This window comes from Bradyrhizobium sp. JYMT SZCCT0180 (assembly GCF_018130165.1).
Lineage (GTDB): Bacteria > Pseudomonadota > Alphaproteobacteria > Rhizobiales > Xanthobacteraceae > Bradyrhizobium.
In genome coordinates this window covers 100,772-118,192 of record NZ_JAFCLZ010000015.1, presented here as the reverse complement: position 1 = coordinate 118,192, position 17,421 = coordinate 100,772, and the positions used below count along the sequence as shown (strand labels likewise).

General features: G+C 62.4%; 30 protein-coding genes. 1 reads left to right on the top strand and 29 read right to left on the bottom strand.

Annotated elements, in window-relative coordinates; translation table 11 throughout:
* The first annotated feature begins 27 nt into the window (after nucleotides 1-27).
* Nucleotides 28-435 carry a hypothetical protein gene (locus JQ641_RS22500; RefSeq protein WP_192733844.1) on the top strand — a complete coding sequence of 136 codons (408 nt, stop codon included), beginning with the start codon at nucleotides 28-30 and terminating at the stop codon, nucleotides 433-435.
* Between the two features lie 103 nt (nucleotides 436-538).
* Here the strand turns inward: JQ641_RS22500 and JQ641_RS22495 are convergent, their stop codons facing one another.
* The 29 genes from JQ641_RS22495 to rpsJ all read right to left on the bottom strand — a co-directional run bounded on the left by JQ641_RS22495 (nucleotide 539) and on the right by rpsJ (nucleotide 17,403).
* Entirely contained in the window at nucleotides 539-1,333 is a 795-nt protein-coding gene (locus JQ641_RS22495; RefSeq protein WP_211998092.1) for an SDR family NAD(P)-dependent oxidoreductase, read from the bottom strand.
* Nucleotides 1,334-1,465: 132 nt separating this feature from the next.
* Nucleotides 1,466-1,882 carry a 50S ribosomal protein L17 gene (rplQ, locus tag JQ641_RS22490; protein WP_192733846.1) on the bottom strand — a complete coding sequence of 139 codons (417 nt, stop codon included), beginning with the start codon at nucleotides 1,880-1,882 and terminating at the stop codon, nucleotides 1,466-1,468.
* A 162-nt stretch (nucleotides 1,883-2,044) separates the two neighbouring features.
* Nucleotides 2,045-3,076, bottom strand: a complete 1,032-nt coding sequence (locus tag JQ641_RS22485) for a DNA-directed RNA polymerase subunit alpha (protein ID WP_192733847.1) — start codon at nucleotides 3,074-3,076, stop codon at nucleotides 2,045-2,047.
* 118 nt (nucleotides 3,077-3,194) lie between these two features.
* Nucleotides 3,195-3,584, bottom strand: coding sequence for a 30S ribosomal protein S11 (gene rpsK / locus JQ641_RS22480; protein ID WP_192733848.1), 390 nt, complete (start codon nucleotides 3,582-3,584; stop codon nucleotides 3,195-3,197).
* 121 nt (nucleotides 3,585-3,705) lie between these two features.
* Nucleotides 3,706-4,074, bottom strand: coding sequence for a 30S ribosomal protein S13 (gene rpsM, locus JQ641_RS22475; RefSeq protein ID WP_211998091.1), 369 nt, complete (start codon nucleotides 4,072-4,074; stop codon nucleotides 3,706-3,708).
* A 184-nt stretch (nucleotides 4,075-4,258) separates the two neighbouring features.
* Nucleotides 4,259-5,116, bottom strand: coding sequence for an adenylate kinase (locus tag JQ641_RS22470; protein WP_211998090.1), 858 nt, complete (start codon nucleotides 5,114-5,116; stop codon nucleotides 4,259-4,261).
* Nucleotides 5,113-6,321, bottom strand: coding sequence for a preprotein translocase subunit SecY (locus JQ641_RS22465; RefSeq protein ID WP_211998089.1), 1,209 nt, complete (start codon nucleotides 6,319-6,321; stop codon nucleotides 5,113-5,115). Before JQ641_RS22465 ends, JQ641_RS22470 begins: the two co-directional genes overlap by 4 nt.
* On the bottom strand, nucleotides 6,318-7,649 hold the full coding sequence (gene secY, locus JQ641_RS22460; protein ID WP_192733852.1) for a preprotein translocase subunit SecY: 1,332 nt from the start codon (nucleotides 7,647-7,649) through the stop codon (nucleotides 6,318-6,320). Before secY ends, JQ641_RS22465 begins: the two co-directional genes overlap by 4 nt.
* A 145-nt stretch (nucleotides 7,650-7,794) precedes the next feature.
* Nucleotides 7,795-8,283, bottom strand: a complete 489-nt coding sequence (gene rplO, locus JQ641_RS22455) for a 50S ribosomal protein L15 (protein WP_211998088.1) — start codon at nucleotides 8,281-8,283, stop codon at nucleotides 7,795-7,797.
* Between the two features lie 83 nt (nucleotides 8,284-8,366).
* Nucleotides 8,367-8,558, bottom strand: coding sequence for a 50S ribosomal protein L30 (gene rpmD / locus JQ641_RS22450; RefSeq protein WP_192733854.1), 192 nt, complete (start codon nucleotides 8,556-8,558; stop codon nucleotides 8,367-8,369).
* Nucleotides 8,559-8,599: 41 nt separating this feature from the next.
* Nucleotides 8,600-9,175 carry a 30S ribosomal protein S5 gene (gene rpsE / locus JQ641_RS22445; RefSeq protein ID WP_028349043.1) on the bottom strand — a complete coding sequence of 192 codons (576 nt, stop codon included), beginning with the start codon at nucleotides 9,173-9,175 and terminating at the stop codon, nucleotides 8,600-8,602.
* A 62-nt stretch (nucleotides 9,176-9,237) separates the two neighbouring features.
* Nucleotides 9,238-9,597 (bottom strand): 50S ribosomal protein L18, encoded by a 360-nt coding sequence (rplR, locus tag JQ641_RS22440; protein ID WP_192733855.1) that lies wholly within the window; start codon nucleotides 9,595-9,597, stop codon nucleotides 9,238-9,240.
* An 11-nt stretch (nucleotides 9,598-9,608) separates the two neighbouring features.
* Nucleotides 9,609-10,142, bottom strand: coding sequence for a 50S ribosomal protein L6 (gene rplF / locus JQ641_RS22435; protein ID WP_192733856.1), 534 nt, complete (start codon nucleotides 10,140-10,142; stop codon nucleotides 9,609-9,611).
* Nucleotides 10,143-10,156: 14 nt separating this feature from the next.
* Nucleotides 10,157-10,555, bottom strand: a complete 399-nt coding sequence (gene rpsH, locus JQ641_RS22430) for a 30S ribosomal protein S8 (protein ID WP_211998087.1) — start codon at nucleotides 10,553-10,555, stop codon at nucleotides 10,157-10,159.
* Nucleotides 10,556-10,568: 13 nt separating this feature from the next.
* Complete coding sequence (gene rpsN, locus JQ641_RS22425) at nucleotides 10,569-10,874, bottom strand: 30S ribosomal protein S14 (RefSeq protein ID WP_192733858.1); 306 nt, start codon at nucleotides 10,872-10,874, stop codon at nucleotides 10,569-10,571.
* Between the two features lie 44 nt (nucleotides 10,875-10,918).
* Nucleotides 10,919-11,476 carry a 50S ribosomal protein L5 gene (gene rplE, locus JQ641_RS22420; RefSeq protein WP_192733859.1) on the bottom strand — a complete coding sequence of 186 codons (558 nt, stop codon included), beginning with the start codon at nucleotides 11,474-11,476 and terminating at the stop codon, nucleotides 10,919-10,921.
* Nucleotides 11,469-11,783, bottom strand: a complete 315-nt coding sequence (gene rplX / locus JQ641_RS22415) for a 50S ribosomal protein L24 (protein ID WP_192733860.1) — start codon at nucleotides 11,781-11,783, stop codon at nucleotides 11,469-11,471. Before rplX ends, rplE begins: the two co-directional genes overlap by 8 nt.
* Nucleotides 11,783-12,151, bottom strand: a complete 369-nt coding sequence (rplN, locus tag JQ641_RS22410) for a 50S ribosomal protein L14 (protein ID WP_011473865.1) — start codon at nucleotides 12,149-12,151, stop codon at nucleotides 11,783-11,785. The genes rplX and rplN overlap by 1 nt, the downstream gene beginning before the upstream one ends.
* 84 nt (nucleotides 12,152-12,235) lie before the next feature.
* Complete coding sequence (rpsQ, locus tag JQ641_RS22405) at nucleotides 12,236-12,484, bottom strand: 30S ribosomal protein S17 (protein ID WP_192733861.1); 249 nt, start codon at nucleotides 12,482-12,484, stop codon at nucleotides 12,236-12,238.
* Nucleotides 12,485-12,494: 10 nt separating this feature from the next.
* Nucleotides 12,495-12,701: a 50S ribosomal protein L29 gene (rpmC, locus tag JQ641_RS22400; protein WP_192733862.1), complete on the bottom strand. Its 207-nt coding sequence runs from the start codon at nucleotides 12,699-12,701 to the stop codon at nucleotides 12,495-12,497.
* A gap of 5 nt (nucleotides 12,702-12,706) precedes the next feature.
* Nucleotides 12,707-13,120: a 50S ribosomal protein L16 gene (gene rplP / locus JQ641_RS22395; RefSeq protein WP_025588649.1), complete on the bottom strand. Its 414-nt coding sequence runs from the start codon at nucleotides 13,118-13,120 to the stop codon at nucleotides 12,707-12,709.
* Nucleotides 13,121-13,150: 30 nt separating this feature from the next.
* Nucleotides 13,151-13,849, bottom strand: a complete 699-nt coding sequence (gene rpsC, locus JQ641_RS22390; protein ID WP_192733863.1) for a 30S ribosomal protein S3 — start codon at nucleotides 13,847-13,849, stop codon at nucleotides 13,151-13,153.
* Between the two features lie 17 nt (nucleotides 13,850-13,866).
* Nucleotides 13,867-14,253: a 50S ribosomal protein L22 gene (gene rplV, locus JQ641_RS22385; RefSeq protein WP_192733864.1), complete on the bottom strand. Its 387-nt coding sequence runs from the start codon at nucleotides 14,251-14,253 to the stop codon at nucleotides 13,867-13,869.
* 10 nt (nucleotides 14,254-14,263) lie between these two features.
* Nucleotides 14,264-14,542, bottom strand: a complete 279-nt coding sequence (rpsS, locus tag JQ641_RS22380) for a 30S ribosomal protein S19 (RefSeq protein WP_027536815.1) — start codon at nucleotides 14,540-14,542, stop codon at nucleotides 14,264-14,266.
* A 12-nt stretch (nucleotides 14,543-14,554) separates the two neighbouring features.
* The gene (rplB, locus tag JQ641_RS22375; protein WP_211998086.1) at nucleotides 14,555-15,388 is read right to left on the bottom strand and encodes a 50S ribosomal protein L2; all 834 of its coding nucleotides are present in this window, start codon (nucleotides 15,386-15,388) and stop codon (nucleotides 14,555-14,557) included.
* 12 nt (nucleotides 15,389-15,400) lie between these two features.
* Nucleotides 15,401-15,700 carry a 50S ribosomal protein L23 gene (locus tag JQ641_RS22370; RefSeq protein WP_192733866.1) on the bottom strand — a complete coding sequence of 100 codons (300 nt, stop codon included), beginning with the start codon at nucleotides 15,698-15,700 and terminating at the stop codon, nucleotides 15,401-15,403.
* On the bottom strand, nucleotides 15,697-16,317 hold the full coding sequence (rplD, locus tag JQ641_RS22365; protein WP_192733867.1) for a 50S ribosomal protein L4: 621 nt from the start codon (nucleotides 16,315-16,317) through the stop codon (nucleotides 15,697-15,699). The genes JQ641_RS22370 and rplD overlap by 4 nt, the downstream gene beginning before the upstream one ends.
* Nucleotide 16,318: 1 nt before the next feature.
* Nucleotides 16,319-17,041 carry a 50S ribosomal protein L3 gene (gene rplC / locus JQ641_RS22360; RefSeq protein WP_192733868.1) on the bottom strand — a complete coding sequence of 241 codons (723 nt, stop codon included), beginning with the start codon at nucleotides 17,039-17,041 and terminating at the stop codon, nucleotides 16,319-16,321.
* 53 nt (nucleotides 17,042-17,094) lie between these two features.
* Nucleotides 17,095-17,403 (bottom strand): 30S ribosomal protein S10, encoded by a 309-nt coding sequence (gene rpsJ / locus JQ641_RS22355; protein WP_002712302.1) that lies wholly within the window; start codon nucleotides 17,401-17,403, stop codon nucleotides 17,095-17,097.
* Between the last annotated feature and the right edge of the window lie 18 nt (nucleotides 17,404-17,421).

Sequence of the window (17,421 nt, the reverse complement as noted above, 5' to 3'; positions counted from 1 at the left end):
CGTGTGATTTTTGGAAGGGAGTGGCCCATGAGGAAGGCAGTATTGGCTCTGACCGCCGCGGCGGTCCTGGGCTTGACGGCGATCGCGGCACCCTCGCCCGCGGAAGCGCGCTGGCGCGGCGGCGGATTTTTCCCGGGGATCGCTGGCGGATTGATCGCCGGCGCGGTGATCGGCGGAATTGCGTCGAACGCTTACGCCTACGGTCCAGGCTACGGGTATTACGGCCCAGGCTACGGGTACTATGGCGGCGGCTATGCGCCAGCGTATTACGGCGGCGGGTACGCGCCCGCCTATTATGGTGGTGGTTACGCACCGGCCTACTACGGCGGCTACTATGGCGGTCCCTATGTTCGCCGCGTATATCGTCCGGTCTACGCCTACGGTCCGCGCTATTACGGTCCACGGTACCATCGCGCTTACTACCGCCGCTGGTAGTTGCACTAAAAAGGGCCGCCCGAAATGGCGGCCCTTTTTGTCTTGGGCAGTTCGCGCTAGTCGGATATGCGACGCCGCACCGTGCACACGCGCCGGCACCGCCTCACGCGATGGTTTGCACGATCCCGCCTTCGACACGGAGCGCGGCGCCGTTGGTGGCGGAGGCTTCCTTCGAGCTGACATAGACCGCCATGTTGGCGATCTCCTGAACGCTGGCAAAGCGCTGCAGCAGCGAGGTCGGGCGATGCTGTTTCACGAAGCTGGAAGCTGCCTCTTCCACCGACTGGCCATTCTGCTTGGCCAGATCCCTGACGAAGGTCTCGACGCCCTCCGACATCGTCGGCCCCGGCAATACCGAGTTGACCGTCACCGCGGTACCGCGGGTCAGTTCCGCAAGGCCCCGCGCGACCGCGAGCTGCGCGGTCTTGGTCATGCCGTAATGGATCATCTCCTTTGGAATGTTCAGCCCGGATTCCGAGGAAATGAAAACGATGCGGCCCCAATTGCGCGTCAACATGCCCGGCATATAGGCGCGCGACAGCCGCACGCCCGACATCACGTTGACCTCGTAGAAGCGGCTCCAGTCCTCGTCGGGAATATCGAAGAAGCCCTTGGGCTCGAATATCCCGGCATTGTTGATCAGGATGTCGACGCTGGGCAGCGCGGCCAGCAGCGCCTTGCATCCCGCGACGGTCGATACATCGGCGGCCACACCGCGGACCTTGGCGCCGGGAACGGCCTTGGTGATTGCAGCTGACGCGGCATCGACCTTGGCTTGCGATCGTCCATTGACGACCACGCTGGCGCCGGTCGCGGCGAGGCTCTTGGCGATAGCGTGTCCGATGCCGGCGGTCGAGCCCGTCACCAGCGCGGTTTTTCCCGAAAGATCGATGTTCACTGGATATCTCCATGGTTGACGATGGAGATATCGGAAGCCGTGGACGCGGCCGCAATCGCTGGTCACCTGCAGGTGATGCCAAAAAAAAGCGGCGCCGAAGCGCCGCTTTTGGAAACTGATTTTCGGAAAACCTTACGCCGCTTCGGCGGACTTTTCCTGCACCGGGCCGGAGTCCTTGCCCTTGGCGTCGACGTCGCGGTCGACGAATTCGATCACGGCCATCGGCGCGTTGTCGCCGTAGCGGAAGCCGGCCTTGATGATGCGGGTGTAGCCGCCCTGGCGGTCCTTGTAGCGGGACGCCAGCACGTCGAACAGCTTGCGAACCTGATCCTTGTCGCGCATTTCGGAGATCGCCTGGCGGCGCATCGCGAGACCGCCCTTCTTGCCGAGCGTGACCAGCTTCTCGACGATCGGGCGCAATTCCTTGGCCTTCGGCAGCGTGGTGACGATCTGCTCGTGCTTGATCAGCGCTGCGCACATGTTGGCGAACATCGCTTTGCGATGCTCGGCGGTGCGGTTGAGCTTCCGGTGAACCTTGCCGTGACGCATGTTGAATTCCTCAATACTTATTCTGTCGCGACGGTTCGTCGGACTTGTTGCTCAGGTGGGCCGCCTGCGTTCGCCCTGTCATTCCGGACGTCGCGAAGCGGCGATCCGGAATCTCGAGATTCCGGGTTCGATGCTGACGCATCGCCCCGGAATGACTAAGTCTCAATAGTGGTCTTCGAAGCGCTTGGCGAGCTCGTCGATGTTCTCCGGCGGCCAGCCCGGCACTTCCATGCCGAGATGCAGACCCATCTGGGCCAGCACTTCCTTGATCTCGTTCAGCGACTTGCGGCCGAAGTTCGGGGTACGGAGCATTTCCGCTTCCGACTTCTGCACGAGGTCGCCGATGTAGACGATGTTGTCGTTCTTCAGGCAGTTTGCCGAACGCACCGACAACTCCAGTTCGTCGACCTTCTTGAGGAACGCCGGGTTGAACGCGAGATCGGGGATGATCTCCTGCGCCACTTCCTTGCGCGGCTCTTCGAAGTTCACGAACACGTTGAGCTGGTCCTGCAGGATGCGGGCAGCATAGGCCACCGAATCTTCCGGCGTGATCGCACCATTGGTTTCGATCGTCATGGTCAGTTTGTCGTAGTCGAGGATCTGGCCCTCGCGGGTGTTCTCGACCTTGTAGGAGACCTTGCGGACCGGCGAGAACAGGCTGTCGACCGGGATCAGGCCGATCGGCGCGTCCTCGGGGCGGTTACGCTCGGCGGCGACATAGCCCTTGCCGGCAGCGACCGTGAATTCCATGCGGATTTCAGCGCCCTCGTCCAGCGTGCAGATCTGCAGGTCGGGATTGAGCACCACGACGTCGCCGACGGTCTGGATGTCGCCGGCGGTGACAACGCCCGGGCCCTGCTTCTTCACGACCATGCGCTTGGGGCCTTCGCCCTGCATCTTGATCGAGATGTCCTTGATGTTGAGCACGATGTCGGTGACGTCCTCGCGAACGCCCGCGATCGAGGAGAACTCGTGCAGCACACCGTCGATGTGCACCGACTGCACCGCTGCACCCTGCAGCGACGACAGCAGGATGCGACGCAGCGCGTTACCGAGGGTCTGGCCGAAGCCGCGCTCGAGGGGTTCCGCAACAACGGTCGCAAACCGGGCCGCATCGGTGCCCGGCGTTACCTGCAGCTTGTTCGGTCGGATAAGTTCTTGCCAATTTTTCTGGATCGTCACTGTGTCACCCATGTGTCAGTCCTTTGGGCCAGTCGTGCCCGCAACTGACGTTGGAGATCGCGGATCAGCCCGCGGCTGTCGAAATTCCAAGGCAATCGCGCGGCGGAAAAATCCACCCGCGACCAAAACATCAAACGCGCCGGCGCTTGCGCGGACGGCAACCATTGTGCGGGATCGTCGTCACGTCGCGAATCGATGTGACGGTGAAGCCCGCCGCCTGCAGCGCGCGAAGCGCCGACTCACGGCCCGAACCGGGGCCTGCAACTTCCACTTCCAGCGTGCGCATGCCGTGTTCCTGCGCCTTCTTGGAAACGTCTTCGGCCGCGACCTGCGCGGCATAGGGGGTCGACTTGCGCGAACCCTTGAAGCCCATCGTGCCGGCCGACGACCAGGCAATGGTGTTGCCCTGCGCGTCGGTGATCGTGATGGTCGTGTTGTTGAACGACGAATTCACATGCGCGATGCCGGAGGCGATGTTCTTGCGTTCGCGGCGGCGTATGCGGGTGGCTTCCTTGCCCATTCCAAAACCTTTCCTGTGATCTCAAACGCCGCCGTAGTGCCAGCGGCTACACCTAAAACGCGAAAAGCAGACGGTGAGGAGCGAATGGAAATTCGCCGCCTCGCGTCAGCTGTTCGCGAGCTTATTTCTTCTTGCCGGCAATCGACTTGGCCGGGCCCTTGCGCGTGCGCGCATTGGTGTGGGTGCGCTGGCCGCGCACCGGCAGGCCGCGACGATGACGCAGGCCGCGATAGCAGCCGAGGTCCATCAGACGCTTGATGTTGATGCCGACTTCACGACGAAGATCGCCCTCGACCAGATAGTCGCGGTCGATGACTTCGCGGATCTGCAGAACTTCCTGGTCGCTGAGCTGGCTGACGCGGCGCTCAACGGGAATCTTCACCTTCTCGATGATCTCGGCCGCGTTCTTCTGGCCGATGCCATGGATGTACTGGAGCGCGATCAAGACGCGCTTGTTGGTCGGGATATTCACGCCGGCAATACGGGCCACGGACTTCTCTCCTGTCACCGATCCCTCGCGGACCGGGCTATGTTCTTGCTAACTCGGGCAGGTGTCCGCAAACGCGAACACGACGCCCGTCCCCTCAGATTCTTTGGGGCCCGGCATCGTCTGAAACTATCCGACTTGGATGCGGGGCTTATTAAAGGATTCAACTCGGTTTCGTCAACCGTCTCTATCGTTTAGCTCGCTTTTTCGTGACCTTTTTCGCGGCCTTTTTGGCGGGCTTCTTGACCACCTTTTTGGCCGTTTTCTTGACAGTTTTCCTGGTCGCCTTTTTGGCCTTTTTTACCCCTTTGGAAGCCGTTTTGGCGGCCTTTGGAGCGGGTTTGGCGGCCTTCCCGGCGGTTTTGGCAGCTTTTTTGCCCGCCGGCTTGGCGGTCTTCCTGGCGCCTGCCTTGGCCTGTTTGGCCGGTGCAGCTGCCTTTGAAGCTTTGGGTTCCACCGCGCCGATCGCGGACAGGATCCGGTTAATTTCCCGGGTGACGTGCTCGATGGTCATCATGCCGTCGACCGTGAGCAGCTTCCGCCGCTCCGAATAGTAGTGAATCAGCGGCTCGGTCAGGGTCCGGTAGCTCGCCAGCCGCTTCGACAGCACCTCCGGGGTGTCGTCGATTCGCACTTCCTCGCCCCTCGCCCGCATCTCGGCGACGCGACTCTCGACGCGGTCGAGCAGCGCGCTCTCGTTGACGCGCAGCTCGATCACAGCGTCGAGCTTGATGTGCTTCTTCTTCAGCAGTTCATCGAGGGCTGCGGCCTGCGGCACCGTGCGGGGAAAGCCGTCGAGGATGAACCCGTTCTTCATGTCGGGCTGGTCGAGGCGGTCGGAGATGATCCCGATCACGATCTCATCCGGCACCAGCGACCCGCTCGCCATGATGTCCTTGGCCTGCAGACCGACCGGCGTCTGGGCGGCCACCGCAGCGCGCAGCATCTCGCCGGTGGAGAGCTGGACCAGGTCGTGTTTGTGGACCAGCCGTTGCGCCTGGGTCCCCTTGCCCGCACCCGGCGGCCCCAAAAGGATCAATCTCATGACAATTCGCCCCCCGGCTTGGTGAGCGAATGCCCGCGCACCTGCGTTTTGATATCAAGGATAGTGCAAACCACAATCAGCGCCGACCCACCACCAAAAAGAAAGGGCAGCTCACCGTAAGCCACCAGGGCTTCCGGAATCAGCGACACGGCCACGAGGTAAACGGCTCCGATGAAGGTCGTCAACGTCACGACACGATCGAGATGGTCGGCGGTGGGTTCGCCCGGCGCCACGTCTGTAATCGCGCCGCCCCGCTTGTGCAAGACTTCGGCGATGCGCGCGGGATCAAGCACATAGGCGGTATAGATGAAAGCCAGCACGAAGACCGCAATGGATCCGAGGATCATGTGGACCGGCCGGGCGAACTGGATGTGGTCGAAGGCGGCGGCGAGCGTCGGAGTCTGGCCGAAGGCCAGGGTCGCAAGCGCCAGCGGAAGATAGAATATCCACGGCGTCACGGTGGCCGGGATCAGGAACCCGGCGCTGTTGATCTTGATCGGCAGCACCGAGGCGCGTGCCGGAAGCAGGCGCGTCCCTGCCTGGCGCGCGGCATATTGCACCGGCACGTTCCGCCGCGCGCCTTCGACGAGGACGATGACGGCGACGCCCGCGACCGCGAGGATCGCCAGCAGCAGCAGAAGGCTGCCGGAGATCGCGCCCTGCCTCAGCAGTTCGAAGGTGGCGGAAATATCCGCCGGAAGCGAAACGATGATGCCGACGAACAGAAGCAGCGCGAGCCCGTTGCCGATCCCGTGGCGGGTGATTTGTTCGCTGAGCCAGACCAGGAAGAACACACCGCCTACCAACGTTGCCGTGGCCGATAGCAGGAACCAGCCGCCGGGCTCGGTGACGAGGCCGGGAACGTCCTGAAGACCGGACGCGACGCCGAAGGCCTGGAATGTCGCAAGCAGCAGCGTCAGGATCAGCGTGACGCGGGCAATCTTGCGCCGGCCCGCCTCACCCGATCGTTCGAGCGCGCTCAGCCTGCCCCACACCACGGCGACAAGCTGCATGACGATCGCGACACTCAGATAGGGAATGATGAAGAGCGCGAAAATCGAAATGCGGGCGGCAGCGTGCGATGAAAGCAGCAGGCCGGCCTGCATCTGTGGCGAGAGGCCCGCAAGCGGGACATGACTGCCGAGCCGGAAGATGAGCAGCGCGCCGATCGTGATCGCGATCCGGCGCGGCAGCTCAGACTTCATCGACGGCGGCCCTTGAGCTTGGACTTGCGGATCAGCCCTTCATACTGATGGGCGAGCAGATAGCCCTGCACCTGCGCCACCGTATCCATCGTCACGCTAACGACGATCAGAAGCGAGGTTCCGCCAAAGTAGAACGGCACCGCGGCGTAGGAGATCAGAACTTCGGGAATCAGGCAGACGATGGCGAGATAGATCGCGCCGAGCACCGTCACGCGCGACAGCACGTAGTCGATATATTCGGCGGTACGCTCGCCCGGACGGATGCCGGGGATGAAGCCGCCATGCTTCTTCAGATTGTCCGCGGTCTCGGTCGGATTGAACACGATCGCGGTATAGAAGAACGCGAAGAACACGATCAGCGCGAGATAACAGAACAGGAACAGCGGACGGCCGTGGCTGAGCTGGGTGTTGAGCCACTGGAACCACTCCGGCCCCTTGCCGGCGTTGAAGTTGGCAACCGTGGTCGGCAGCAACAGCAGCGACGAGGCAAAGATCGGCGGGATCACGCCCGAGGTGTTGAGCTTGAGCGGCAGATGCGAGGACTGGCCCTCGAACATCTTGTTGCCGACCTGGCGCTTCGGATACTGGATCAGGAGCCGCCGCTGCGCGCGTTCCATGAACACGATGAAGGCGATCACGACGACCGCCATCACGATCACGACCAGGATCAGGGCGGTCGACAGCGCACCCTGACGGCCGAGTTCGAGCATGTTGGCGAGCGCCGAGGGCAACTCGGCGACGATGCCGGCCAGGATGATCAGCGAAATACCGTTGCCGATGCCGCGCGAGGTAATTTGCTCGCCGAGCCACATCAGGAACATGGTGCCGCCGGTCAGCGTGATCGCGGTCGAGATCAGGAAGAACGGCCCGGGCTCGCTGACGACGTTGCCGGCGCCCTGCAGGCCGACGGCGATACCGTAGGATTGGAACGCGGCGAGGATCACCGTGAGATAGCGGGTATACTGGTTCAGCGTCTTGCGGCCGGCCTCGCCTTCCTTCTTCAGCGCCTCGAGCTGCGGCGAAACCGTGGTCAGAAGCTGGATGATGATGGACGCCGAGATATACGGCATGATGTTCAGGGCGAAGATCGCCATGCGGTTGATACCGCCGCCGGCGAACATGTTGAACATGCCGAGGATACCGCCGGCCTGCGACTTGAACACCTGCTCCCAGGCCGCGGGATCGATGCCGGGCAGCGGGATATAGGTGCCGAGCCGATAAACAAGCAGCGCACCCAGTGTGAACCAGATGCGCTTCTTCAGTTCGTCGGCTTTGCCGAGCGCAGAGAAATTGAGGTTTGCCGCAAGTTGTTCTGCTGCTGAGACCATGTCTAGGCTTTCTCCCGCCGTCCCTCACGCCTCTAGCCCCTGATGGGGCCATCGGCAGACGCCGGACATTATTTGGTGCTCGGCTTCGATAAGTCCATCGTTCAATCGGCGGATTGCCCGCGCTCGGCGGGCAATGACGCAGATGTTACGCCGCCTCGCCTTCTTCCTTCTTGGCCGGAGCCAGAACCTTCACCGTACCGCCGGCCTTTTCGACCGCCGCGATCGCGGATTTCGAGGCGCCATGCACCTCGATGGCGAGCTTGGCCTTGATTTCACCGCGGCCGAGCAGACGCAGGCCGTCCTTGGCGCGGCGCAGCACGCCTGCCTTCACCAGCGATTCGGCGGTGATGGTTTCCTTGACGTCGACCAGCTTGGCATCGATCGCGTCCTGCAGGCGGTCGAGATTGATCTCGGCGAAGTCGAGCTTGAAGATGTTGTTGAAGCCGCGCTTCGGCAGGCGCCGATGCAGCGGCATCTGGCCGCCCTCGAAGCCCTTGATGCGCACGCCCGAACGCGCGGTCTGGCCCTTGCCGCCGCGGCCCGAAGTCTTGCCCTTGCCTGAACCGATGCCACGGCCGACGCGCATGCGCTTCTTGCGCGAGCCGGCGTTGTCGGCGATATCGCTGAGCTTCATCGCGAAATTCCCTTATCTATGGAGCATGATCTTGACCGAAAACCGGTCCCCACTTTTCGGGATCATGCTCCTCCCTGTCTTGCTTACTCGCCGACGACGCGGACGAGATGTTGAACCTTGCTGATCATGCCGCGAACTTCAGGCGTATCCTGCAGCTCGGAAACCCGGCCAATCTTGTTGAGCTTGAGGCCGATCAGCGTCGCACGCTGCGAGTGGTGGCGGCGGATTGCGCTGCCAGTCTGCTCGACCTTGATCATCTTTGCGGCCTTGGCCATCGTCTTGACTCCGAACGGCGCGGGAAACTGCGCCTGATTGTTTATTCAGCCACCACTTCGGCATCGCCACCGACGCGGCGCGACTGCAGCGTGGACACCTTGATGTTGCGGCGTGCCGCCACCGAACGCGGCGAATCCTGATGCTTCAGCGCGTCGAAGGTTGCGCGAACCATGTTGTAGGGGTTCGACGAGCCGATCGACTTCGCCACCACGTCCTGGATGCCGAGCGTTTCGAACACCGCGCGCATCGGACCGCCCGCGATGATGCCGGTACCGGCGGGGGCTGCGCGCAGATAGACGCGGCCCGCACCGTGACGGCCGGCGATATCGTGATGCAGCGTGCGGCCTTCGCGCAGAGCAACGCGCGTCAGGTTACGCTTCGCCGATTCCGTCGCCTTGCGGATCGCCTCGGGAACTTCGCGCGCCTTGCCGTGACCGAAACCGACCCGACCCTTCTGGTCGCCGATCACGACCAGTGCCGCAAAGCCGAAGCGCTTGCCGCCCTTGACGACCTTCGCCACGCGATTGATGTGGACCAGCTTGTCGACGAACTCGCTGTCGCGCTCTTCGCGATCCCTGCTCCGTTCGCGTCCGCCGCGTTCGCGTTCACCTGCCATGGTGTTTTCCAATCTCAGGGAGCCTAACGCCCCTGTCCTTAATCTTGGTTCAAAACCGGTTGTTAGAAGCTCAATCCGCTTTCGCGGGCCGCATCAGCGAGCGCCTTGACGCGCCCGTGATACAGATACTGACCGCGATCGAATATCACTTCCTTGACGCCCTTCTGCACGGCGCGTTCCGCCAGCAGCTTGCCGACGGCCTTGGCCGCATCGATGTTGGCGCCCGTGTTGCCGCTCTCGCGCATCGTCTTTTCCAGCGACGACGCGGAAGCCAGCGTCTCGCCCTTCAGGTCGTCGATGACCTGGGCATAGATGTGCTTCGACGAGCGGAACACCGACAGACGCGGACGTCCATTGGCGGAGCGGCGCAGTGAATTCCTCACACGCTGCTTGCGCCGGGCATTTGTAACTTTCAGTGACATGGCCGGCTCCGTTACTTCTTCTTGCCTTCCTTGCGGAAGATGAATTCGTTGGCGTACTTCACGCCCTTGCCCTTGTAGGGCTCCGGCGGGCGATAGGCGCGGATCTCGGCCGCAACCTGGCCGACGCGCTGGGAATCATTGCCCGTGATCGTGATCTCGGTCGGCTTCGGCACCGCGATGGTGATGCCATCCGGGATCGCGTAGACGACGTCGTGGCTGTAGCCGAGCGCGAGCTGCAGGTTCTTGCCCTGCAGCGCGGCGCGGTAGCCGACGCCGGTGATCTCGAGCTTCTTCTCGAAACCCTTGGTGACGCCCTCGACCAGGTTTGCGACCTGGGCGCGCGCGGTGCCGTACATGGCCTGCGCCCGGTTGGTTTCGAGCTTCGGCGCGACCTTGACCGCGCCGTCCTCGAACTTCACCTCGACGTCGTCATGCACGACGAACTGAAGCTGGCCCTTGGGCCCCTTCATCTTGACGGTCTGCCCTTCGACCGTCGCCGTCACACCGGACGGGATCGGCACGGGCCGTTTGCCAACACGTGACATGCTAAAATCCTTCCTCAGAACACCGTGAAGAGAACTTCGCCGCCCACATTCGCGTCACGCGCGTCGTGGTCAGCCATGATTCCCTTCGGCGTCGACAAGACCGAAATACCGAGACCGTTGTTCACGCGCGGCAGGTTCTTCACCGAAGCGTAAACCCGACGGCCGGGCTTCGACACCCGCTCGATTTCGCGAATGACCGGCTCGCCGTCGAAATACTTCAGCTCGATCTCGAGCTCGCTGCGGCCGGAAGCATGTTCGACGCTGGCATAGCCGCGGATGTAGCCCTCGGACTTCAGCACTTCGAGAACGTTGGCGCGCATCTTCGAGCCCGGGGTCGAAACCTTGGACTTCGAGCGCATCTGCGCGTTGCGGATGCGGGTGATGAGATCGCTGATCGGATCGTGCGTTGACATCTGACGACCCTCCTTACCAGCTCGACTTCACGAGCCCGGGAACCAGGCCCTTGGAGCCGAGTTCACGCAGCGCGATGCGGCTGAGCTTGTTCTTGCGATAGACGGAACGCGGACGGCCGGTCAGCTCGCAGCGGTTGCGGATGCGCGTCGCCGACGAGTTGCGCGGCATCTCGGCAAGCTTCAGCGTCGCCGCGAAGCGCTCTTCCATCGGCTTGGTCTTGTCGGCGATGATCGCCTTCAGCTTCGCGCGCTGGGGGGCGGCGTTCTTGGTCATCCGCTTGCGCCGGTTGTTCTTCTCGATTGAACTCTTCTTTGCCATGCTTGGCTCCTGGGTTTCCGCGTTTGAGAGGCTTTAACTGCGTCTCACTGCCGGAACGGGAAATTGAAAGCGGTCAACAAGGCACGCGCCTCGTCGTCGGTCTGCGCCGTGGTGCAAACCGTGATGTCCATGCCGCGGGCTTCCGAAACCTTGTCGAAGTCGATTTCGGGGAAAATGATGTGCTCCTTGAGGCCGAGCGAATAATTGCCGCGGCCGTCGAAGCTCTTCGGATTGAGGCCGCGGAAGTCGCGCACGCGCGGCAGCGCCACGTTCACCAGGCGGTCGATGAACTCGTACATCTTGGCCTTGCGCAGCGTGACCTTGCAGCCGATCGGCTGGTTTTCACGCAGCTTGAAGGTCGCGATCGCGACGCGCGAATAGGTCACGATCGCCTTCTGGCCGGCGATCAGCGACAGGTCGCCAGCCGCAGTCTCGGCCTTTTTGCGGTCGTTGACGGCATCGCCGACGCCCATGTTGAGGACGACCTTGTCAAGACGCGGCACCTGCATGACGTTGGCATAGCCGAACTGTTCAGTCAGCTTGCTGCGGATGCTCTTGTCATACTCCACGCGCAGGCGCGGCACATAAGCGGTTTCAGCCATCGATCTCTGCTCCCGAGCTCTTGGCAATGCGTACCTTCTTGCCATCAGCCTGAATCTTGAAGCCCACGCGGGTCGGTTTGCCGTCCTTGCCGACATACGCGATGTTGGACAGGTGGATCGGCGCCTCCTTGGAGATGATGCCGCCTTCCTGGGACTGGGTCTGCTTCTGGTGACGCTTCACCAAATTGACGCCGCGCACGAGAGCCTTGTTCTCGTCCGGACGGACCTCGAATACTTCGCCGGTACGGCCCTTGTCGCGGCCGTTCAGCACGATGACCTTGTCACCCTTGCGGATCTTGGCAGCCATCACAGCACCTCCGGCGCAAGTGAAATGATCTTCATGTGGTTCTTGGCGCGCAGCTCGCGCGGCACGGGCCCGAAGATACGGGTGCCGACCGGCTCCGACTGATTGTTGATCAGCACGGCGGCGTTGCGGTCGAAGCGGATGACCGAGCCGTCGGCGCGGCGGATGTCCTTGCGGACCCGCACCACGACAGCCTTCATCACGTCGCCCTTCTTCACCTTGCCGCGCGGAATCGCTTCCTTGATCGACACAACGATAACATCGCCCACGGTGGCATAGCGGCGCTTGGAGCCCCCAAGCACCTTGATGCACATGACACGGCGTGCGCCTGAATTATCGGCCACGTCGAGGTTGGTCTGCATCTGAATCATTGATGCACCTCGTCCTCTTTCTGATGCGCTGAAACGCGCTTAAAATTTCCCAAAACCAGTCAGGCTATCTAAGCCCGACCTGCTTCAGGCCGTTTTCTTCTGTTCGCCCCGGACAACCGTCCAGCGCTTCAACTTCGAGATCGGCTTGCTCTCCTCGATCCACACCATGTCGCCCGGCTTGAACTCGTTGTTCTCGTCGTGCGCGTGATAGTTCTTGGAGCGGCGGATCGTCTTCTTGTAGATCGGGTGGGTGAAGCGGCGGTCGACGCGCACCACGATCGTCTTGGCTTGCTTGTCGCTCACGACCACGCCTTGAAGGGTTCGTTTCGGCATATCCGGCCTCTTACTTCTTCTTCGCGCGCGCTTGCGCGGCGATGGTCTTGATGCGGGCGATATCGCGGCGGGCTTCACGCAGCCGCGTGGTGTTTTCCAGCTGCCCGGTGGCGCGCTGGAAACGCAGGTTGAAACGCTCTTTCTTCAGGTTGAGGACGGCGTCCTCCCTCTGATCGTCGCTCATCGCGCGAATGTCGGCGGTTTTCATCTCGGCCATGAATGTTACTCCGCAATGCGCGCGACGAAGCGCGTCTTGATCGGCAGCTTGGCGGCGGCGAGCGAGAGCGCTTCCTTTGCGGTCTGCACCGTGACGCCGTCGATCTCGAAAATCACGCGGCCGGGCTTGACGCGGGCCACCCACAATTCCGGCGTACCCTTGCCCGAGCCCATGCGGACTTCGGCAGGCTTCTTCGACACCGGCAGGTCCGGAAACACGCGGATCCAGACGCGGCCGGCGCGCTTCATGTGACGGGTCAGCGCGCGGCGTGCGGCTTCGATCTGACGGGCGGTGATGCGCTCGGGCGCCATCGCCTTCAGGCCGAACTGTCCGAACGACAACGTCGCGCCCGAAGTCGCAACGCCGTGGATACGGCCCTTATGCGCCTTCCGGAACTTCGTTTTCTTTGGTTGCATCATGGCTTACGCCCTCAAACCTTCTCTAATGTCTCAAGCAGCGTCGCGACGCGGACGGGTATTGTCGCCTTCGGCCATCTTCTTGTCCTGGGCCATCGGATCGTGCTCGAGGATCTCGCCTTTGAAGATCCAGACCTTGACGCCGCAGGTACCGAATGTCGTGAACGCAGTCGCCACGCCGTAATCGACGTCGGCGCGCAGCGTGTGCAAGGGAACGCGACCTTCGCGATACCATTCCATACGCGCGATTTCGGCGCCGCCGAGACGGCCCGAGCAGTTGATACGAATGCCTTCGGCGCCAAGACGCATCGCCGACTGCACCGCGCGCTTCATGGCGCGGCGGAATGCGACGCGGCGCTCGAGCTGCTGGGCGATCGATTCGGCGACCAGGGTGGCGTCGAGTTCGGGCTTGCGGATTTCGACGATGTTGATGACGACGTCGGAAGCCGTGATGTCGGCAACCCGCTTGCGCAGCTTGTCGATGTCGGCGCCCTTCTTGCCGATGACGACGCCCGGGCGCGCCGAATGGATCGTCACGCGGCACTTCTTGTGCGGACGCTCGATCACGATACGGGCGACGGCTGCCTGCTTGAGTTCCTTGTGCAGGATCTCACGGATCCGCACGTCCTCATGCAGCAGCTTGCCGTACTCGTTCTTGCCGGCGAACCAACGGGAATCCCACGTACGGTTGATGCCGAGACGCAGTCCGATTGGATTGATTTTTTGACCCATCGTCTTCTCCCGCGCCCTTAAGCGCCAGCCTCGGCCTCGACCTGACGAACCACGATGGTCAGGTGCGAGAACGGTTTGTAGATACGACCCGAACGGCCACGGCCGCGCGGCGAAAAGCGCTTCATCACGATGCCGTTGCCGACATGGGCCTCGGCGACGACCAGATCGTCGACCTCGAGGTCGTGGTTGTTCTCGGCGTTCGCGATCGCCGATTCCAGGCACTTCTTGACGTCGACCGCGATCCGCTTGCGCGAGAACTGCAGGTCGGCCAGTGCCGCAGACGCCTTCCGGCCGCGGATCAGCTGCGCGACAAGATTAAGCTTCTGCGGGCTCACGCGCAGCATCCGGGCCACAGCCTTGGCCTCGTTATCCGCGAGCACTCTTTCGCGCTTTGGTTTGCTCATCGCTTATTCCTCAAGCCTTCTTGGCTTTCTTGTCGCCAGAATGGCCATGGAAGGTACGGGTCGGCGAGAATTCACCGAACTTGTGACCCACCATTTCCTCGTTGACCGATACCGGCACATGCTTCTGGCCGTTGTAGACACCGAAGACCAGGCCGACGAACTGCGGCAGGATGGTCGAGCGGCGGCTCCAGATCTTGATGACGTCGTGACGGCCGGACGCGCGCGCGGCATCTGCTTTCTTGAGCAGAGAACCCTCGACGAACGGGCCTTTCCAGACTGAACGAACCATGTCCGGCGTTCCTTACTTCTTCCGCTTGTGGCGGCTTAGGAGGATGAATCTGTTGGTCGACTTATTCGAACGGGTCTTCTTGCCCTTGGTCGGCTTGCCCCACGGGGTCACCGGGTGGCGGCCGCCCGAGGTGCGGCCTTCGCCGCCGCCGTGCGGATGGTCGATCGGGTTCATGACGACGCCGCGGTTATGCGGACGCCAGCCGAGCCAGCGGGTACGGCCGGCCTTGCCGATCGAGATGTTCATGTGATCGGGGTTCGACACCGCGCCGATGGTGCCGCGGCAACGGCCGTGCACCAGGCGCTGCTCGCCCGAGTTCAGGCGCAGAATGACGTAGTCCTGATCGCGGCCGACGATCTGCGCATAGGTGCCGGCGGAACGTGCGATCTGGCCGCCCTTGCCGATCTTCATCTCGATATTGTGGACGATCGTGCCGACCGGCATGTTGCCGAGCGGCATGACATTGCCGGGCTTCACGTCGACATAGTTGCCGGCAACGACGGTGTCGCCCGCGGCCAGCCGCTGCGGCGCCAGGATGTAGGCCTGCTCGCCGTCGGCATACTTGATCAGCGCGATGAACGCGGTGCGGTTCGGATCGTATTCCAGGCGCTCGACGGTCGCTGAAACGTCGACCTTGTCGCGCTTGAAATCGACCATCCGGTAGGCCTTCTTGTGGCCACCGCCACGAAAGCGAACCGTGATACGGCCGGTGTTGTTGCGGCCGCCATTGCTCTGCTTGCCCTCGGTCAACGCCTTGACCGGCTTGCCCTTGTACAGCGCCGAACGGTCGACCATCACCAGCTGGCGCTGGCCCGGCGTCGTCGGATTGTATGTTTTCAATGCCATCGTCGTAACGCCTTATAGTCCGGTGGTGACGTCGATGCGGTGGCCCTCTTCGAGGGTCACGATCGCCCGCTTCACATCCGACTGCGAACCGAAATTGCCGCGGAACACCTTGGTCTTGCCCTTGCGGACCAGCGTGTTCACGCTCTTCACCTTGACGTCGAACAGCTTTTCGACGGCTTCCTTGATTTGCGGCTTGGTCGCCTTGGAGGCGACCTTGAACACAACCTTGTTGTGCTCGGACGCTACCGTTGCCTTTTCGGTCACCACCGGGGCAACGATCACGTCGTAATGGCGCGGATCGATATTCTTCATTTGAAGCGCGCCTCCAACGCATCCACCGCCGACTTGGTCAGCACCAGCTTGTGACGGCGCAGAATGTCATAGACGTTGATGCCCTGGATCGGCAGCACGTCGATGTTCGGAATGTTGCGGGCCGCGGTCGCGAAACCGGTGTTGACCTCGGCGCCGTCGATGATCAGCGCATTGGTCAGGCCGAGACCCGAGAAATGCCCGACCAGAGCCTTGGTCTTGGCGGCCTCGAGCGTCGCCGATTCGATCACGATCAGCCCGCCGTCCTTTGCCTTGGCGGAGAGCGCATGGCGAAGTGCCAGTGCGCGCACCTTCTTCGGCAAGGCGAAAGCGTGCGAGCGCACCACCGGACCGAACGCACGGCCACCGCCGCGGAACTGCGGAACGCGGGCCGACCCGTGACGAGCACCGCCGGTGCCCTTCTGCTTGTACATCTTCTTGCCGGTGCGCCAGACATCGGCGCGGCCCTGCGTCTTGTGCGTGCCGGCCTGACGCTTGGCGAGCTGCCAGTTGACGCAGCGCTGGATGATATCCTTGCGCGGCTCCAGGCCGAAAATCTCATCGGACAGCTGGACCGAACCAGCTTCCTTGCCCTCAAGGGTCGTGACTTTCAGTTCCATCTCACGCGCCCTCCTGCTCGGCCGGTGCAGCAGCCTGCTCGGCGCCGCCGACAACCCTGAACTTGCCGGGCTTCGGAGCTTCCTTCGGCAACGGCTTCTTCACCGCATCACGCACCGAGATCCAACCGCCCTTGGAGCCGGGAACGGCGCCCTCGACGAGGATCAGGCCGCGCTCGACGTCGGTCTGCACGACGCGCAGATTGAGCGTGGTGATGCGATCGACGCCCATGTGACCGGGCATCTTCTTGTTCTTGAAGGTCTTGCCGGGATCCTGACGTCCGCCGGTCGAACCGATCGAACGATGCGAAACCGACACGCCGTGGGTGGCGCGAAGACCGCCGAAGTTCCAGCGCTTCATGCCGCCGGCAAAACCCTTACCGACCGAGGTGCCGGTGACGTCGACGAACTGGCCGACCACGAAATGGTCCGCCTGAATTTCGGCGCCAACCGGGATCAGCGCGTCCTCGGACACGCGGAACTCGGTGACCTTCCGCTTGGGCTCGACCTTGGACACCGCAAACTGGCCGCGCTCTGCCTTGGGCAGATAGACGGTCTTGCGGGTGCCGGAACCGAGCTGCAGCGCAACGTAACCGTTCTTCTCGGTCGTGCGGTGGCCCAGAACCTGGCAATTGCCCAGCTTCAGCACGGTCACAGGGATATGTTCACCGGTCTCCGTAAAGACCCGCGTCATCCCGACCTTTTGTGCGATCACTCCGGAGCGCATCGGCGTGCTTCCTGTTCTTTCTGTCCGCTAACTTCGGACGATCTAAAAAAATCTTAGAGCTTGATCTCGACGTCGACACCGGCGGCCAGGTCGAGCTTCATCAAAGCATCGACGGTCTGCGGGGTCGGATCGACAATGTCGAGCAGGCGCTTGTGGGTGCGCATCTCGAACTGCTCGCGGCTCTTCTTGTCGACGTGCGGCGAACGGTTGACGGTAAACTTCTCGATGCGGGTGGGCAGCGGAATGGGTCCGCGAACCTGAGCACCGGTACGTTTCGCCGTGTTCACGATCTCGCGGGTCGACGTATCGAGAATTCGATGGTCGAACGCCTTGAGACGGATGCGAATATTTTGGCCGTTCATTGCCGCTGTCTTTCTTTG

What these genes read in the sequence shown, in the direction of transcription:
- JQ641_RS22500 (WP_192733844.1), top strand. Translation starts at nt 28, where the DNA reads ATGAGGAAGGCAGTATTGGCTCTGACCGCCGCGGCGGTCCTGGGCTTG.
- rplQ (WP_192733846.1), bottom strand. Translation starts at nt 1,882, where the DNA reads ATGCGTCACGGCAAGGTTCACCGGAAGCTCAACCGCACCGCCGAGCAT.
- JQ641_RS22485 (WP_192733847.1), bottom strand. Translation starts at nt 3,076, where the DNA reads ATGGGTGACACAGTGACGATCCAGAAAAATTGGCAAGAACTTATCCGA.
- rpsK (WP_192733848.1), bottom strand. Translation starts at nt 3,584, where the DNA reads ATGGGCAAGGAAGCCACCCGCATACGCCGCCGCGAACGCAAGAACATC.
- JQ641_RS22470 (WP_211998090.1), bottom strand. Translation starts at nt 5,116, where the DNA reads ATGAGATTGATCCTTTTGGGGCCGCCGGGTGCGGGCAAGGGGACCCAG.
- JQ641_RS22465 (WP_211998089.1), bottom strand. Translation starts at nt 6,321, where the DNA reads ATGAAGTCTGAGCTGCCGCGCCGGATCGCGATCACGATCGGCGCGCTG.
- secY (WP_192733852.1), bottom strand. Translation starts at nt 7,649, where the DNA reads ATGGTCTCAGCAGCAGAACAACTTGCGGCAAACCTCAATTTCTCTGCG.
- rplO (WP_211998088.1), bottom strand. Translation starts at nt 8,283, where the DNA reads ATGAAGCTCAGCGATATCGCCGACAACGCCGGCTCGCGCAAGAAGCGC.
- rpmD (WP_192733854.1), bottom strand. Translation starts at nt 8,558, where the DNA reads ATGGCCAAGGCCGCAAAGATGATCAAGGTCGAGCAGACTGGCAGCGCA.
- rpsE (WP_028349043.1), bottom strand. Translation starts at nt 9,175, where the DNA reads ATGGCAGGTGAACGCGAACGCGGCGGACGCGAACGGAGCAGGGATCGC.
- rplR (WP_192733855.1), bottom strand. Translation starts at nt 9,597, where the DNA reads ATGTCACTGAAAGTTACAAATGCCCGGCGCAAGCAGCGTGTGAGGAAT.
- rplF (WP_192733856.1), bottom strand. Translation starts at nt 10,142, where the DNA reads ATGTCACGTGTTGGCAAACGGCCCGTGCCGATCCCGTCCGGTGTGACG.
- rpsH (WP_211998087.1), bottom strand. Translation starts at nt 10,555, where the DNA reads ATGTCAACGCACGATCCGATCAGCGATCTCATCACCCGCATCCGCAAC.
- rpsN (WP_192733858.1), bottom strand. Translation starts at nt 10,874, where the DNA reads ATGGCAAAGAAGAGTTCAATCGAGAAGAACAACCGGCGCAAGCGGATG.
- rplE (WP_192733859.1), bottom strand. Translation starts at nt 11,476, where the DNA reads ATGGCTGAAACCGCTTATGTGCCGCGCCTGCGCGTGGAGTATGACAAG.
- rplX (WP_192733860.1), bottom strand. Translation starts at nt 11,783, where the DNA reads ATGGCTGCCAAGATCCGCAAGGGTGACAAGGTCATCGTGCTGAACGGC.
- rplN (WP_011473865.1), bottom strand. Translation starts at nt 12,151, where the DNA reads ATGATTCAGATGCAGACCAACCTCGACGTGGCCGATAATTCAGGCGCA.
- rpsQ (WP_192733861.1), bottom strand. Translation starts at nt 12,484, where the DNA reads ATGCCGAAACGAACCCTTCAAGGCGTGGTCGTGAGCGACAAGCAAGCC.
- rpmC (WP_192733862.1), bottom strand. Translation starts at nt 12,701, where the DNA reads ATGGCCGAGATGAAAACCGCCGACATTCGCGCGATGAGCGACGATCAG.
- rplP (WP_025588649.1), bottom strand. Translation starts at nt 13,120, where the DNA reads ATGATGCAACCAAAGAAAACGAAGTTCCGGAAGGCGCATAAGGGCCGT.
- rpsC (WP_192733863.1), bottom strand. Translation starts at nt 13,849, where the DNA reads ATGGGTCAAAAAATCAATCCAATCGGACTGCGTCTCGGCATCAACCGT.
- rplV (WP_192733864.1), bottom strand. Translation starts at nt 14,253, where the DNA reads ATGAGCAAACCAAAGCGCGAAAGAGTGCTCGCGGATAACGAGGCCAAG.
- rpsS (WP_027536815.1), bottom strand. Translation starts at nt 14,542, where the DNA reads ATGGTTCGTTCAGTCTGGAAAGGCCCGTTCGTCGAGGGTTCTCTGCTC.
- rplB (WP_211998086.1), bottom strand. Translation starts at nt 15,388, where the DNA reads ATGGCATTGAAAACATACAATCCGACGACGCCGGGCCAGCGCCAGCTG.
- JQ641_RS22370 (WP_192733866.1), bottom strand. Translation starts at nt 15,700, where the DNA reads ATGAAGAATATCGATCCGCGCCATTACGACGTGATCGTTGCCCCGGTG.
- rplD (WP_192733867.1), bottom strand. Translation starts at nt 16,317, where the DNA reads ATGGAACTGAAAGTCACGACCCTTGAGGGCAAGGAAGCTGGTTCGGTC.
- rplC (WP_192733868.1), bottom strand. Translation starts at nt 17,041, where the DNA reads ATGCGCTCCGGAGTGATCGCACAAAAGGTCGGGATGACGCGGGTCTTT.
- rpsJ (WP_002712302.1), bottom strand. Translation starts at nt 17,403, where the DNA reads ATGAACGGCCAAAATATTCGCATCCGTCTCAAGGCGTTCGACCATCGA.